The 15,243-nt window shown below is 56.3% G+C and carries 15 protein-coding genes; 13 read left to right on the top strand and 2 right to left on the bottom strand.

The genetic code is table 11. The features are described 5' to 3' along the window. The first annotated feature begins 3 nt into the window (after positions 1-3). The 12 genes from nusB (at position 4) to ACTUHY_RS00785 (ending at position 10,478) form a co-directional block, all read left to right on the top strand. Positions 4-423: a transcription antitermination factor NusB gene (gene nusB, locus ACTUHY_RS00840; RefSeq protein ID WP_278674069.1), complete on the top strand. Its 420-nt coding sequence runs from the start codon at positions 4-6 to the stop codon at positions 421-423. Continuing rightward, positions 413-1,372 carry a Kae1-like domain-containing protein gene (locus tag ACTUHY_RS00835; RefSeq protein ID WP_442826226.1) on the top strand — a complete coding sequence of 320 codons (960 nt, stop codon included), beginning with the start codon at positions 413-415 and terminating at the stop codon, positions 1,370-1,372. The genes nusB and ACTUHY_RS00835 overlap by 11 nt, the downstream gene beginning before the upstream one ends. Next, positions 1,369-2,583: an exodeoxyribonuclease VII large subunit gene (gene xseA, locus ACTUHY_RS00830; RefSeq protein WP_442826225.1), complete on the top strand. Its 1,215-nt coding sequence runs from the start codon at positions 1,369-1,371 to the stop codon at positions 2,581-2,583. The genes ACTUHY_RS00835 and xseA overlap by 4 nt, the downstream gene beginning before the upstream one ends. Then, positions 2,580-2,828, top strand: a complete 249-nt coding sequence (gene xseB, locus ACTUHY_RS00825; protein ID WP_278674074.1) for an exodeoxyribonuclease VII small subunit — start codon at positions 2,580-2,582, stop codon at positions 2,826-2,828. Before xseA ends, xseB begins: the two co-directional genes overlap by 4 nt. Continuing rightward, positions 2,828-3,703: a polyprenyl synthetase family protein gene (locus ACTUHY_RS00820; protein WP_442826224.1), complete on the top strand. Its 876-nt coding sequence runs from the start codon at positions 2,828-2,830 to the stop codon at positions 3,701-3,703. The genes xseB and ACTUHY_RS00820 overlap by 1 nt, the downstream gene beginning before the upstream one ends. A gap of 24 nt (positions 3,704-3,727) precedes the next feature. Beyond that, the gene (gene dxs, locus ACTUHY_RS00815; RefSeq protein WP_442826223.1) at positions 3,728-5,611 is read left to right on the top strand and encodes a 1-deoxy-D-xylulose-5-phosphate synthase; all 1,884 of its coding nucleotides are present in this window, start codon (positions 3,728-3,730) and stop codon (positions 5,609-5,611) included. After that, the gene (locus ACTUHY_RS00810) at positions 5,608-6,411 is read left to right on the top strand and encodes a TlyA family RNA methyltransferase (RefSeq protein WP_442826222.1); all 804 of its coding nucleotides are present in this window, start codon (positions 5,608-5,610) and stop codon (positions 6,409-6,411) included. Before dxs ends, ACTUHY_RS00810 begins: the two co-directional genes overlap by 4 nt. Before the next feature lie 20 nt (positions 6,412-6,431). Next, positions 6,432-7,310, top strand: coding sequence for an NAD(+)/NADH kinase (locus tag ACTUHY_RS00805; RefSeq protein ID WP_442826221.1), 879 nt, complete (start codon positions 6,432-6,434; stop codon positions 7,308-7,310). Between the two features lie 15 nt (positions 7,311-7,325). Next, positions 7,326-7,781, top strand: a complete 456-nt coding sequence (gene argR / locus ACTUHY_RS00800) for an arginine repressor (RefSeq protein ID WP_442826220.1) — start codon at positions 7,326-7,328, stop codon at positions 7,779-7,781. Position 7,782: 1 nt separating this feature from the next. Next, positions 7,783-9,504, top strand: coding sequence for a DNA repair protein RecN (gene recN, locus ACTUHY_RS00795; RefSeq protein ID WP_442826219.1), 1,722 nt, complete (start codon positions 7,783-7,785; stop codon positions 9,502-9,504). Next, on the top strand, positions 9,488-10,045 hold the full coding sequence (locus ACTUHY_RS00790; RefSeq protein ID WP_442826218.1) for an NUDIX domain-containing protein: 558 nt from the start codon (positions 9,488-9,490) through the stop codon (positions 10,043-10,045). The genes recN and ACTUHY_RS00790 overlap by 17 nt, the downstream gene beginning before the upstream one ends. Positions 10,046-10,217: 172 nt before the next feature. Further along, on the top strand, positions 10,218-10,478 hold the full coding sequence (locus tag ACTUHY_RS00785; RefSeq protein ID WP_012938234.1) for a stage V sporulation protein S: 261 nt from the start codon (positions 10,218-10,220) through the stop codon (positions 10,476-10,478). A 37-nt stretch (positions 10,479-10,515) separates the two neighbouring features. On the opposite strand, the gene ACTUHY_RS00780 is transcribed toward ACTUHY_RS00785, so the two are convergent. Further along, on the bottom strand, positions 10,516-11,889 hold the full coding sequence (locus tag ACTUHY_RS00780) for an SGNH/GDSL hydrolase family protein (RefSeq protein ID WP_442826217.1): 1,374 nt from the start codon (positions 11,887-11,889) through the stop codon (positions 10,516-10,518). A 106-nt stretch (positions 11,890-11,995) separates the two neighbouring features. Here ACTUHY_RS00780 and ACTUHY_RS00775 point away from each other — a divergent pair, with 106 nt between their 5' ends. Continuing rightward, positions 11,996-13,651 (top strand): ATP-dependent nuclease, encoded by a 1,656-nt coding sequence (locus ACTUHY_RS00775; RefSeq protein ID WP_442826216.1) that lies wholly within the window; start codon positions 11,996-11,998, stop codon positions 13,649-13,651. A 50-nt stretch (positions 13,652-13,701) separates the two neighbouring features. Here ACTUHY_RS00775 and ACTUHY_RS00770 read toward each other — a convergent pair whose 3' ends face one another. Beyond that, on the bottom strand, positions 13,702-15,147 hold the full coding sequence (locus ACTUHY_RS00770; RefSeq protein ID WP_442826215.1) for an amino acid permease: 1,446 nt from the start codon (positions 15,145-15,147) through the stop codon (positions 13,702-13,704). Positions 15,148-15,243 lie beyond the last annotated feature (96 nt).

The following is a 15,243-nucleotide window of genomic DNA, read 5'->3' as shown; positions in this document are numbered from 1 at the left end:
CCTATGAGTAGAAGAGAAGCACGTACCATTGCATTGAGAAGCTTGTTTGCCCTGGAATTTTCTCCGGAACAGTCTCCGGAAGGAACCGTCCGAACCATGGCGGAAGAAGAGGATATCCAAGATGCCCGGAAAAAGGACCTGGCATATGCCCTGGATCTGGTGAACGGGGTCCGGGAGCATCTGGCGGAACTGGATGGGGAACTGGACGGCCTGGACGCCAAATGGACCCTCCAGCGGATGAACGGAATCGACCGGAACCTGCTGCGGATCGCCGCCTGGGAAATGTTCTGCAGTCCGGAACCGGTGCCTCCGGCAGTAGCCATCAATGAGGCTGTGGAACTGGGGAAAATCTATGGGGGAGATGATTCTCCCGCTTTTATCAACGGCCTTTTGGGGAGCCTGGTGAAGAAACATGGCCGCTGAAGAAGTGGTGCTGGGGCTGGATACCAGCTGCTATACCACTTCGGCGGCTTTGATGGACCGGGAGGGAAAGCTCCTGGCTGATCAGCGCCGTCTCCTTGTTGTGAAATCGGGACGGCGGGGGCTGGCTCAGTCGGAAATGGTGTTCCAGCATACCCGGAACCTGCCGGATCTGCTGGAAGCTCTGGACCTGTCCGGGGTGCGGGTAAAAGCCATCGGGGTCAGTGCCAAACCACGGCCCCGGGAAGAATCCTACATGCCTGCCTTTTTGGTTGGGCTGGGGATGGCCCGGAGCCTGGGGAAACTGCTGGATGTGCCGGTCCACCGATTCACCCATCAGCATAATCATATGTTTGCCGGTCTTTGGTCCGTGGGGAAAACGGCTCCGGACCGGTTCCTTTTGGTCCATATTTCCGGAGGTACCACGGATCTGCTCCTTTGTGAGCGGCAGCCGGAAGGCACTTTTGCCCTGGAACCCCGGGGTACCAGCATCGATCTCCACGCCGGCCAGTTCATCGACCGGGTGGGAGTGGCCCTGGGTTTGCCGTTTCCGGCAGGGGCTCCCTTGGAAAAACTGGCAGACACCGCTTCGGAAGCCTATCCTCTGAAGGTGTGGAGCCAGGCCGGGGAACTGTCCCTGTCCGGCCCTTGCAGCCAGGCTCTCCGGGCCATTCAGCAGGGAGCGGATCCTGCCGGGCTGGCGCTGGGTGTGGAACGGGCCATCGGCAAAGCCCTGGCGAGGACCATTGGCTGGGTGTGCGAAAAAGAGCACCTTTCCCAAGTACTCCTGGCCGGAGGGGTCAGCGCCAACGGAGAAATCCGCCGGCAGCTGGAAGGCTATCTGGCCCGGCGGCAGATCGGCCTGTGGGCCCCGGATCCCCGGTACAGTGTGGACGGAGCCGTAGGCAATGCCTGGGCAGCGGTGCTCCGGGAAAGGCAGGGAGAACCATGATTGCAGGAAAGATCTACACGGTGTCGGAAGTGACCCGGATCGTCAAAGGGCTGTTCCGGCAGGAACCGGAGTTCGCCAATCTCCAGATCCAGGGAGAAGTGTCCAACTTCCGCCAGTATCCTTCTGGACACTGCTATTTTAACCTGAAGGACGGCAAGACTCTGCTGAAAGCCGTCATGTTCGCCGGAGCAGCCCGGCGCCTGAAACAGCTTCCTAAGAATGGGGACCGGGTGCTAGGGGTGGGCCGGATCGATCTCTATGAACGGGACGGGGTCTACCAGTTCTATGTGGATATGATGATGCCCTTGGGGGCTGGGAACCTGATGATCGCTTATGAACAGCTGAAGGAAAAGCTGGCAGGGGAGGGCCTTTTCGACGAAAGCCGGAAGAAGCCCCTGCCCGCCTATCCCAAAGTGGTGGGTATCGTCACTTCTCCGGCGGGAGCAGCGGTCCGGGACATCATCAACGTGGCCGGGCGAAGGGATCCTTCGGTGAAGCTGCGGCTGTACCCGGTAAAAGTCCAGGGGACGGAAGCTCCAGCGGAAATCGTCCATGGCATCCAGTTCCTCAATCGGCACAGACTGGCGGATATCCTGATCGTAGGCCGGGGCGGCGGATCCATGGAAGATCTCTGGGCCTTCAATGATGAACGGGTGGTCCGGGCCATTGCCGCATCAGAGATCCCGGTGATCTCTGCGGTGGGCCATGAAATCGACTTCACCCTCAGCGATTTTGCGGCGGATCTCCGGGCTCCTACCCCATCAGCAGCAGCAGAACTGGCGGTGCCGGAACGGAGCGGAGACCGGGAAAGCCTGGCCAAGCTGGTCCGGCGCCTGGAACGGACCATGGAGAGCCGACTCATGGACAGCAGCCGGGCCCTGGAGAAACTCCAGGAAGAATGGGTGTTCACCCATCCGGAACGGCTGTGGGAAAACGCCGGCCAGACCCTGGACAGCCTGAGCCAGAAGCTGGAACAGGCAGGCAGCCGTCGTCTGGAGGAACGGCAGCAGAAACTGGACCTCCTGGCAGCCAAGCTGGGAGCCCTGGATCCATTTGCGGTGCTCCAGAGGGGCTATACCATTACAGAAAATGAACAGGGGCAGGCTGTCCGGCAGCTGTCGGACCTGCGCCCTGGTGATACCCTGGTGACCCATTTTGCCCAGGGAGTTGTGGCTTCCCGGGTGAAAACGGTCAAGGAAGGAATAGAATGATGCCCAGAAAAAAAGCAGAAACGGTTTCCTTTGAAGAGGGCCTGAAACGGCTGGAAACCATTGTGGAACAGCTGGAGGGCGGGGATCTTTCCCTGGACCAGACAGTAGCTCTCTATAAAGAAGGCATGGAACTGAGCCGGAACTGTGCGGCCCAGCTGAAGAAAGTCCAGCAGGACGTAAAAAAAATCGTGGAAACCAGCCAGGATGATTTTGCCCTGGCCCTGTTTCCGGAGGAGAAGGAATAATGGAACTGAGAAGTTATTTGCGGAGCCGGGGGGCTTTGGTCAATGGATATCTGCAGGTACGGCTGGGAGTGGGGAGTATTTCCACCGTGGACCAGGCTATGATGTATTCGGTGGCAGCCGGGGGCAAGCGGCTCCGGCCCATCCTGCTCATGGCGGCGGCCGATGCGGTGGGGGCCAACGGGACTGATTTTGTAGCAGTGGCAGCTGGTTTGGAGATGATCCATACCTATTCTTTGATCCATGACGACCTGCCTTCCATGGACAATGACGATTACCGCCGGGGCCGGCTCACCAACCACAAGGTATTCGGGGATGCCATGGCCCTTTTGGCCGGGGATGGCCTGCTGACCCAAGCTTTTGAAGTGATGCTGGAACAGCGGGGTGTGGATCCCCAGGTACTCCTGGATGTGGTCCGTCTGGTGGCCAAGAGTGCCGGACCCACCGGCATGGTGGGCGGCCAGGCTCTGGATATCACTTCGGAAAACCAGCAGCTGACCCTGGAACAGATGAAGAAACTCCACGAAGCCAAGACCGGCGCCATGTTCGTGGCAGCTGTACGAGGCGGGGCTATGCTGGGCGGGGCCGATGCGGACACCCTCCGGACCATGACACATTTTGCCACTCTCTTCGGCCTGGCCTTCCAGATTACCGATGACATCCTGGATGTGGAAGGGGATGCCAAGGTCATGGGCAAACCGGCCCATAGTGACGAAAAACTCCACAAATCCACGTATGTGTCCTTGTTCGGTCTGGAAAAAGCCAAGGAAATGGCAGCCCAGACCCTGAAGGAAGCAGAAGAGACTCTGGCACCTTTGGGTGAAAAGGCGGAACCCCTGATTGCAATCACCCGGTATCTGTACAACCGGAAGAAATGAAACGAACGGGGAGGACGGACTTTTATGAAACTTTTACCAACCATACATGCCCCGTCAGACCTGAAGAAAATCCCCAATGAACAGCTGCCGGAACTCTGCCAGGAAATCCGGGAGGAAATCCTGCAGGTGACCAGTAAGAATGGCGGGCATCTGGCCCCTAATCTGGGGGTGGTGGAACTCACCGTGGCTCTTCACAAAGTGTTTTCCATGCCCCGGGATAAAATCGTCTGGGATGTGGGGCATCAGTCCTATGTCCATAAACTCCTTACCGGCCGGCTGGCCCAGTTCCCCACCTTGCGTCAGTATGGGGGGCTTTGCGGCTTCCCCAAACGGACAGAAAGTGTGTATGACTGCTTCGGGACTGGCCATTCCAGCACCTCCATTTCCGCTGCTTTGGGCATTGCCTGTGCCCGGGATCTGGCAGGGGAGGATTACAACGTGATCGCCGTCATCGGAGACGGAGCCCTCACCGGCGGGGAAGCTATGGAGGGACTGAACAATGCAGGGGACCTGCACAAGAAACTGATCGTGGTCCTCAACGACAATGAAATGTCCATCTCCAAGAATGTAGGAGCCCTTTCGTCCTATTTGACAGAACTCCGGACAGATCCTACGTACTCCCGGGTGAAGACAGAGGTGGAAGGGTTCCTGAAGAGCCTGCCTTCCATCGGCAGCAGCGTGGCCCGGGCAGTGGGACGGCTGAAGGACAGCTTCAAATACTTCTTTGTGCCCGGGATGCTTTTCGAAGATTTCGGTTTCAAGTATCTGGGACCGGTGGACGGCCACGACTTGCCCGCTCTCATGGAAACCTTTGAAAAGGCCAAGCAGTTGAATGAACCAGTCTTCATCCATGTGCTTACCACCAAGGGAAAAGGGTATAAGCCGGCGGAAGAGAGGCCCAATGCCTACCATGGGACAGGACCTTTCGATATCGCCACCGGGAAGAAATCCAGTGATCCCAAGGCTCCGGCCACGTACACCAAAGTATTCAGCGATGCGTTAGTGGAACTGGGAGAGAAGGACCGGAAGGTAGTGGCTATCACAGCGGCTATGCCGGAAGGAACCGGGCTGGATGTGTTCGGCAAATATTACCCGGACCGGTTCTTCGATGTGGGGATCGCGGAACAGCATGCCGTGACCATGGGCGCTGGTCTGGCAGCCAACGGGTACCATCCATTGGTGGCCTTGTATTCCACTTTCAGCCAGCGGGCTTTCGACCAGCTGCTCCATGATGTAGCCATGCAGGACCTGCCCTTTACCCTCTGCCTGGACCGGGCCGGCCTGGTGGGAGACGATGGCAGCACCCATCATGGGGCCTATGACCTTTCTTTCCTGCGGTTGATGCCCAACATGGTGGTCATGGCACCGGGAGACGAGAATGAGCTGCGCCATATGCTGAAGACTTCTCTGGCATACAACGGACCTTCCATGCTCCGGTATCCCCGGGGTTCCGGGCTGGGGGTTCCCTTGGATCCGGAAATCCACACCCTGCCCATCGGGAAGAGCCAGCGCCTCCGGGAGGGGAACCAGATTGATCTGTGGGCTGTGGGGACCATGGTGGATACCGCCTATAAAGTGGCAGATCTCCTGTCAGAGCAGGGCCTTTCTGTCGGGGTGGTCAATGCCCGCTTCATCAAGCCCCTGGACCGGGAAGCCCTGGAAGCGGCCAGCCATCAGGTAAAATTGCTGGTGACCCTGGAGGAAAATGCCCTGGCGGGAGGCTTCGGGGAAGGGGTCTTGGATCTCCTGAACCGGCTCCGCCGTCTCCGAGACTGTCGGGTATTGAACCTGGGCATCCCGGATTTGTACGTGCCCCACGGAAAACGGGACCGGCTGCTCCAGGATCTGAAACTGGATCCGGCAGGAGCTGCCGGGACCATCCTGGAAGCCTGGAAAGAGGAACTATGAAAAAAGAACGGTTGGATGTATTTTTGACAGAACAGGGATTCTTTGAATCCCGGAGCAAAGCCCAGGCGGTAATCATGGCCGGGGAAGTCTTGGTGAATGACCAGAAGATCGACAAGCCCGGCACCATGGTGAAACCCGATGCCAAGATCACCCTCTTGGGGAAAAAGATGCCTTTTGTCAGCCGAGGAGGCTATAAGCTGGATAAATCCCTAAAAGTTTTCCCCATTTCCCTGGAAGGGAAAGTGGTGGCGGACCTGGGAGCTTCTACCGGCGGTTTTACGGATTGTGCCCTCCAGCACGGAGCCAGCAAAGTCTATGCCATCGATGTGGGCTACGGGCAGCTGGCCTGGAAGCTCCGGCAGGATCCCCGGGTGGTGAATATGGAACGGACCAATGTCCGGTTCCTGGAAGCCGATTCCCTGGGGGAATTGGTGGATGTGTTCACCATCGATGTGGCTTTCATTTCTTTGGATAAAGTGCTGCCCAGTGCTTTCAAGATATTGAAGGCTGACGGTTTCGGCATTGCCCTGATCAAACCCCAGTTCGAGGCCGGAAGGGAAAAAGTAGGCAAGAAAGGGGTGGTCCGGGATCCGGAGGTCCATCTGGAAGTCATCGAGAAAGTCATCAGCCAGGCCCGGGAACTAGGGTTCATCCCCCTGGGACTGGATTTTTCACCGATCCGGGGTCCGGAAGGGAATATCGAATATCTGTTTTACATGGGAAAACAGGGAGAGGATGCTGTGAGCCCGGAACGGATCCGGGAAGTGGTCGCCGCATCCCATGAGACCCTGGAGAAATAACAGCATGGAGGGGAATCAGCATGGATAAGGAACTGCGGATCGGGGTGTTTCCCAATCTGCCCAAAGAGAAGGTACGGGCTTGGCTGCCCAAATTGGCGGCATTTTGCCGGGAGCAGGAGATCCCTCTGGCTTTTCCCCAGGAAATCGCTGCCTCTTTCGGGGTCTCTGCCTACAACCAGGAAGATCCTGCCAGCCTCAGCCGACTCTCTCTGGCTTTGACTCTGGGCGGGGATGGAACCATCCTCCGGGCGGCCCGATATGTGACCCCTATGGACATTCCCCTGCTGGGTGTCAATATGGGAAAACTAGGCTTTTTGACAGAGGTAGAGGCCAAAGATCTGTTCCCGACCTTGCTGAAAGTGAAAAACGGGGAATATGCCATGGAAAAACGGAATATGCTCCAGCTGACGGTCTGGCAGGGGGACAGGATGACCTGCAAAGCCCATGCCCTCAATGACATGGTGCTGGAAAGCAGCGACCGCTCCCGCCTTACCCGGCTGAGCCTGAAGATTGCCGGGGAACCTACGGCCAACGCTCCGTCGGATGGACTGATCATCGCGACGGCCACTGGCTCCACGGCCTATTCCCTTTCTGCCGGGGGCCCCGTGGTGCATCCCAGCCTGGAGGTAAGCCTGATCACCCCCATCTGCCCCCATGCCCTCCATGCCCGCCCCCTGGTGATCCCCATGGCGCACCCCATCGAAATCGCTCCCCGTCCTCCCTATGAAACGATCCTGATTTCTGCAGACGGGATGACGGTGAGCCAACTGGCCTGGAACCAGCGGGCCTTGATCGAGAAAAGTCCCAACGATGCCCGGTTCGTGCGCATCAATCCCCTGTCCTACTATACGACCTGGCAGGACAGGATGCTGAAGAATGAAGGTCAGACCATTTTATAGGAGGCTGAGAACAGCATGAAATTATCCAGGCAGGAAGCCATCAAGAATATCATCAAGAACCAGCAGATCGAGACCCAGAGCGATTTGGCCGAAGCGCTGAAAGAAGCGGGCTTCAATGTGACCCAGGCAACCGTTTCCCGTGACATCAAGGAAATGATGCTGATCAAGGTCCCGGATGAGGATGGCCGGTATAAATATTCTTTCCCTTCAGACGACAGCAAGATCTTTACCATGGAGCGGCTGGAAGATACCCTCCGAGGCTATACCTTGACCATCAGTTCTGCTGAGAACCTGATCGTCCTCCACACCCTGCCCGGTACGGCCCAGGCGGTGGCTTATGCCCTGGACCATCTGAACTGGAAGGAATTGCTGGGAACGGTGGGCGGCGACGATACGGTGCTGCTGATCGTGGACAGCAAAGATCATGTGGAGACTGTGAAGAACCGTCTCATGGCCAAGAAAGGACGCTGACATGCTGAATTCCTTGGAAGTGGACAATTTTGCCCTGATCGATCACCTGCGGGTGGATTTTACACCGGGCTTCAATGTGTTCACCGGGGAGACCGGCGCCGGGAAATCCATCCTCATCGATGCCTTCAGCATCGTGCTGGGGAGCCGGGCCAGTGTGGATTACCTGCGGAAAGGGGCGGATGCTTACTGGATCCAGGCTGTATTCGATATCGAAGGGCTGGAGACCGTCCATGACATCCTCCGGGAACTGGATCTGGATCTGGGAGAAGAAACCCTGTTCCTTCGGCGCAAAGTGACGGCGGCTGGGAAAAGCCAGGCCTTTGTGAACGAACGTCAGGTACCGGTCTATGTGCTCAGCCGCCTGGCCAGCCATCTGGTGGATATCCATGGCCAGCACGAAAACCAGACTCTCCTGGCTCCTGGGGCAGCCCTGACCATCCTGGATCATCTGGATCCGGAACTGCCGTCCCTCCTGGAAAAGTACCAGGAGAAATTCGTAGCCTATGACAAGGCCCGGGAAACCGTGAAGAAATGGCTGTTGAAAGATGCTCACCAGACGGAAGACTTGGAACGGCTGGAACAGGAAATCCAGGAAATCGACGAGGCACGGATCCAGCCGGGCGAAGATGGACAGCTCCGGGAAACGGTCCGGAAACTGAGTAACCAGGAGAAGATCCTCCAGGCCGTAGGGGAAGCCCATCACTATCTGGAAGGGGGAGATGACAGCCTGCCTAGTGCCCTAGATGCCATCAATACCGCCCGGTCTGTTTTGGAAGGGGTCTTGGACTATGCGCCTGAACTAAAAGCCTATTCAGATAGTATGGATTCCGCCTGGGAAACCCTGGAAGATGTGCGCCAGTCTCTGGGAGATATCCTGGCAGCAGACCATGAAGACCGGGAAACCTTGGAAGCAGCCCAGGAACGGCTGGATACTCTGTACCGGCTGAAACAGAAATACGGGGGCAGCCTGGAAGAGGTACTGGCCTATCGGTATCGGGCCCAGACAGAATACGAAGGGCTCCTGTCCCTGGAATCCACGCTCAGCCGTCTGCGGAAACAGGAGGCCATCTTGAAGGCGGAGATGCAGACGGAGGCAGATAAATTGACGGCAGCCCGGAAAAAGGCAGCAGTCCGTCTGGTGAGAGAGCTGCTTCCCCATATCCGGGACCTGGCTATGCCAGAGGGCCGGGTGGATCTCCAGTTCACCCGTTTGCCGGAATGTCATGGACGGGGCCAGGACAGTGTCCAGTTCCTTTTTTCTGCCAATGCAGGCATGGACCTGAAGCCTCTGAGCCGGATCGCCTCTGGCGGGGAATTGTCCCGGTTCGCCCTGGCCCTGAAGACGGTCATGATGCAGAAATTCGGGGTGCCCACCATGATCTTCGATGAGATCGATACTGGGGTGGGCGGGGTCACTGCCCAGAAGATGGCGGAAAAGATGGCCCTGATCGCCCGGCAGCGCCAGGTACTCTGCATCACCCATCTGGCCCAGATCGCCTGTTTTGCAGACCATCAGCTGTACATCCACAAAAGTGCCGACAAAGGCAGTACCGTCAGCCAGGTGGATGTGCTGGATGAAGAGGGGCGGATCCAGGAAATCATGCGTATGACCGGCGGCACCAATACCTCCCGCTCCGCCCGGGAAAATGCCAGGGAACTCCTGGCCATGGCCGCCAAATTCAAAGAGATGAAGGAGTCTTGTGTCCATGAAAACCATGCATGACAAACAGTTGGATGAACAGCAGCTGTCCAGCAGGACGGCATTTGAAGGACGGCTGCTCCATTTATTCGTAGATCGAGTCGAACTGCCTAATGGCCATGAATCCACCCGGGAATATATCCTGCACCAGGGAGCGGTGGGGATCCTGCCGGTGAAGGAAGATGGGAGCCTGGTCTTTGTGAAACAGTACCGGTATCCGGTCCATTCGGTGATCTATGAGATCCCGGCGGGGAAACTGGAAAAAGGGGAAGAGATCCTGCCCAGTGCCAAACGGGAACTATCTGAAGAGACGGGGCTGACGGCAGACCGCTGGACCAAACTGACCTCCACTGTGACGACACCGGGATTCACCAACGAGACTATCCACCTTTTCCTGGCGGAAGGGCTGCAGCAGGGGAAAATGCATCCGGACCCGGATGAATTCCTGGAAGTGGTATCGATTCCCGAGGACAAAGTGAAGCAAATGGTCCTTACAGAGGATATTTTTGATGCCAAAACTCTTGCAGCGCTTCTTCTATACTTCCTCAAAAAGGAATCCTGTTAAAAAACAGGTAAAAACTTTGTGAAAATAAAAAAATCTGTAACAAAACTTTAAAAGTATGTTATAATATCCATAAATTGAATTTTGGAAACGTTCTTCTCTTAACAGGTGTAATTGAAAGACAACGGAATGAACATTTTCCAAATTTCATACAATAAGATGAGGGGGAACGAACATGGATGTACTAAAGGTTTCGACAAAATCCAATCCGAATTCTGTAGCAGGTGCGTTAGCAGGAGTATTGAGAGAAAACGGCAAAGCCGAGATCCAAGCCATTGGAGCCGGTGCCTTGAACCAGGCTGTCAAGGCCATCGCCATTGCCCGCGGGTTTGTGGCTCCCCATGGGATGGATCTGGTTTGTGTCCCCGCATTCATCGACATCAACATCGATGGGGAAGAACGGACCGCCATCAAATTATTGGTAGAACCTCGCTGAGGAATAAAAAAACTGCTGCGTTTACGCAGCAGTTTTTTTATTCCTCTTCTTTTTCCTTTGCTTCTTTGATCTTGGCCATGATCCCGTCCCACTGTGCTGTGATGGCCTGCGCCATCAGCCGTTTTCCCCGGAAGTTCAGGTGGAGGCCGTCCAGGGCATACCGGGTGGGAAGATCCCTGGTTTCGTCGAACTGGGTCCCCAAATCGATGTACCAAGGCAGGCTGCGGATCCAACGGTTCACTTTGGCCATTTCTTCCCGCCAGCCTTCTGCCGTGGGTTCGTCAAAAGCTAGCTTGATGTTGGCCGGGTTCACTGGAGGCAGGGTCATGAAAATCGGAGTGATGCCATTGTTTTCACATTTGTCCTGGATGCCCTTCAGATCGCCGATGACGCTCTCTCCGCTGATCCAGCCCCGCAGGCTGTTGCTGCCGGTCATGATGATGAGATACCGAGGATGGAAGGGCAGCACATCCCGGTCGAACCGCTCCAGAGTGGCTTCACTGGTATCTCCGCTCTGGGACAGATTGATGCTGTCGAAGGGCAGGTAATACTGGTAGCTGTAGGCAAAATCACTGGGAGAATAGGAAAGGTCTCCGCCGCCATGGGAAATGCTGTCTCCCAGGGTCCCGACTTCATAGCCGGCTTCCGGATTGACGGTCATGGGCTGAGGCGGGCAGAATTGGCCCACGGGAGCGCCTTTGTCATCTAAGCCCCGGACCCGCCAGTACATGGTGTAGGGAGCATAGTGGGAGACATCATCATACCAGTCGAAACCCGTGGAGCGGCCCCGTTCCAGGAGCTGGCTGTCGGAGGCTTCCCGGGCGGGAGAGACTGCATCAGTGTTCAGCACTTCCACTTCATAGTTCCGGATCCCGTGGAGGGGAATCCAGTTGTAGACAGGATACAGGAGCGTGGTGCCGTTGCCGCTGTTGAACCGGCTGAGGGGCACGGGGAACAGGGCTTCTCTTTTTTGGGGAGACACATACACATTTTCCAGGGAGGAGGGCTCTGAAAGGGGCGTATCATCCAGATTGAAGGATTGGACCCGGATCTTTACATTGCCATGGGTCCCCTGGGGGAGGGACAGGCTGCAGCCTGCTACATAGGTCCGCTCTTCTGGCAAGGCAGAGCCATCGGGGAGCCAGACCTGGATCCGGTAATAGACCGTTCCCAGGATGGGCTTCCAGCGCAGGGTGGGATGGAGTGAAGCCGGGCGGTCCTGGGTGAAATGGGTGGTGAACTGGGGAATGGGTTTCCGGCGCAGGACCGGGGCCTTCCGGACGGCGGACCGGACCGCTGGACGGTGGGCCGGAGGCAGCACAGGAGCCGCCCAAGCTGTCCCGGTGCACAGACCGGCGCCCAGCAGCAGAACAGCGAGAGAACGATACAATGGAGGGATGATAGGAAACATGCGGGATACCTTCTCTTTCAGATTGTTGGATTCTTACTGTATTGTACCACAAAAGCTCTTTGCAATTCTGTGAAAACCTGTTATGCTGTGGACGGGAGGTGTGTACATGTATATAACCCATATGCGTATCCAGAATTATCGGAATTTCAAAGATATCACCATGGCCTTCCATCCTCTGGCCAATTACCTGGTAGGGGAAAATGATATCGGCAAAAGCGGCTTCCTGCGGCTCCTTTCCTATATGGCCAGTGCCTGGACCCTTCCTGAGATCGACTATCATGATCCCAAACAGCCCATCCGGATCACCCTGGCCCTCCATCTCCTGGAAGGGGAGGAAGAATATTTTGCCGATGCTCCAGCAGATCATCTCCAGGAGATCCGGGTACGTCTGGAAATGAAGGTGACGGACATCTGTCCCCATCTCTACAATGCAGATACCAATGAAGAACTCCCTCTGGAATACATCCGCCGGCTGCGGTACGTCAGCTATTCTGCCATCAGCCGGGATGATCAGTCCGTGCGGCCCCAGGTCTATCGGGCTCTGGAAAAATCCCTCTCCCAGTGGGAAGCCAGCCACTGCAGCACGGTTCCGCCGGAGGAACAGCGATACATCCAGCACGAAGTCAATGTAGGATATTACGATTCTTCCTATTATGAATGTATCTTCTATCTGTCCCGGATCCTGTGCCGCAGCAACCGGCATCGGGCGGACAATCTGAAATTCGTCTCCCTGGCAGCCCTGCGGGTGATCACCCAGGTCTATCTGATGGCCCACAGTCTGGTGGTGCCGTTGGAACATAATATTATCACAGATGGCCGAGGCCGGCGGTTCCTGCCTCTGATCATCTCCATCGACGAACCGGAGATCCATCTCCACCCGTACATGCAGCGTTCCATCCTCCAATACTACCAGCAGCTGCTCCATAATGAAGATCCCCAGTTCTGTGCCCTGCTGAAGGACCTGTTCGGCCTGGACGGGCTCCGTGGGCAGCTGTTCGTGGTCACCCATTCCACAGACTCCCTGATCGATGACTACCGGAACATCCTCCGGCTGTACCGGGATCCTAAGGGATCGGTCAAAGCGGCCTGCGGATCTAGTTTCCACGTAGGCCGGGAAATCGAGAAGCATTTGATCATGCATTTCCCGGAAGTGAAGGAAGCCCTTTACGCCCGGAGCGTGATCTTGGTAGAAGGGGAAACGGAATATGGCTGTTTCCAGCTTTTCGGAAAGACGGTGGGCATCCCTTTTGACTATTATGGCATCTGTCTCATCAACGCCCGGGGAGAGAGTTCCATTGCCAAGATCAAGAAACTGCTGGAATATTTCAAGATCCCGGTGGTGGCTTTGTATGATGCGGATGTAAAAGAAGCCCATCTGAAAGAGCATGGGGTCTATTTCACCGATGGGGTCTGTTTTGAAATGGATCTGGCCCGGACCATGCTGCAGCAGGGAAAACGGGCCGCCTTGGACCGGATCATCCATGGGGTCTATGGATCAGCCGGACGGACCAGCTACGATATGCTGAAAAAAGCCTGCCACAAGCTCCAGCTGGATCCCCAGGATTTCCCGCCAGGGCCTCTGTATAAGGCAAAGCCTCACAAGGGGTCGGTCTGGGTCTATTATTTTGCCTGGCTCTACAGCAATAAAGGGGTGATCCTGGGCCGGCTGATCGGACAGGCACTGCAGCCGGGAGAAGTGCCTCCCGCCTTTGTCCGTGTGATCCAGGCCGCAGGCAAACTGGCGACCATCAGGCAGGGATGAAAAGGGGGTGTGAAAAAATGAAGAATCATTTTTTTCACACCCCCTCGTTTTTATGCCCTTTCCTTTTTCGCCAGTTCCGGCAGGATGAATCCGATGCCAATCAGGACCAGTGGCGTCAGGATGTTCATGGCGAACTGGAAGTACCAGGTGTCCGTACCGCTCTGGACCCCCCGGGGGAACATCCCCATGATGCAGGCAAAAGCGGTGAAGGCGAAGCACCAGAACCCGGCCAGCATGCCCAGCCCCCGGTTCTTAACGAACTGGTATTCCGGCACATACTTGTCTGCCTGTTTCTTCAGCATCATGTAGGCGAAGAACACCCACAGGTACCGGAGCGGCATGCACACCGCGTTCAGACGGATCAGCCAGTTGTACAGGCTGGTCATGTCTCCGATCCCCAGAGCCGGGACGATCAGCAGGATGGAGACCAGCACGGCGGTCAATTTGTAACCGGTGACCGGCACGCCCTTGGCATTCATTTTGGTGAACACTTTGGGAACGAACTGGGGATCCACGTCCGCCAGCAGGATCTTGATGGGAGCGTCGATGGAAATGGCCAGGGTGGCCGCCTGTCCCAGGGTATTGCAGATGGCGTAGATGATCACGAAGGTCTGGCCGATGCCGTAGTATTCACCCAGCTTGGAGAAGCTGTAGTAGGCCCCGTTCATCATCAGGTCCTTGGGGATGTTGGTAGGGTCGAACATCAGTCCCATGGCAAAGGTCCCCAACAGGGCGGTGACCGCCACCATGGTGGCCATGAAGATCATGGATCTGGGGTATTCTGAAGAAGGCTTCTGCAGGTTGTTCACGTAGGGGCTCAGCCGTTCGCAGCCGCCTACGGCGAAGACCAGGATGCCCAGGGTGGTCATGTAGTCGAAATCGAAGGTGGGCATCAGGGTATCCCAGTTGAGGCTGTAGGTGAAGGTCTTGGCAGTGGTCAGGTGAGGAGCTGCCAGGGCCAGCAGGATATACAGGATGCTCATGACGAACATGAAGCTCCCGGCCAGGGCCCCGATCCGTTTCAGGGCATTGACTCCTTTGGAGGCGTACCATAGGAAGAAAAAGAAAATCACAAGAGCAATGGACTGGAGGACAAGAGGAGAGATCATCTTGGTCAGGCTCCCGTTCTGGAATACGGCCCAGCCGAAAGCGATGAGCATGTTCTGGGGCTTCTGGGCCAAATAGGGCATGTGGACGATCCAGTAGGTCCAGCCGGCGAAATAGGCCAGTTTGGCTCCGGAGGTGGAGCGGATCCAGGAGGAGACGCCGCCTTTGCTGTCTTTAAAGGTGGAGCCCATCTCACCTACCATGAGTACGTAGGGGATGAAATAGAGGGAGAACATCAGGATCCAGGAGACTACGGCCTTGAGACCCTGGTTGGCATAGCCGTTGACGATGTTCCCGAACCCCCATACGGAGGTGAAGGTCATCAGTCCCAACGCCTGCCAGGTGAGTACTTTGTTGCTGCCATTTTGTGTTTTTTCTTGGTTGTCCATTGATTGGAATGCCTCCTTTTGCTATGATAGGGACATTATACCATGTACCGATCTTAGTTGGCTAGTTAAATAAAACAATTTTTGAATAATTTTGTA

It is taken from the genome of Acidaminococcus nyctereutis, from assembly GCF_052216985.1.
Taxonomy (GTDB): Bacteria; Bacillota; Negativicutes; order Acidaminococcales; family Acidaminococcaceae; genus Acidaminococcus; species Acidaminococcus fermentans_A.
This window is presented reverse-complemented; position numbering and strand designations above follow the sequence as displayed.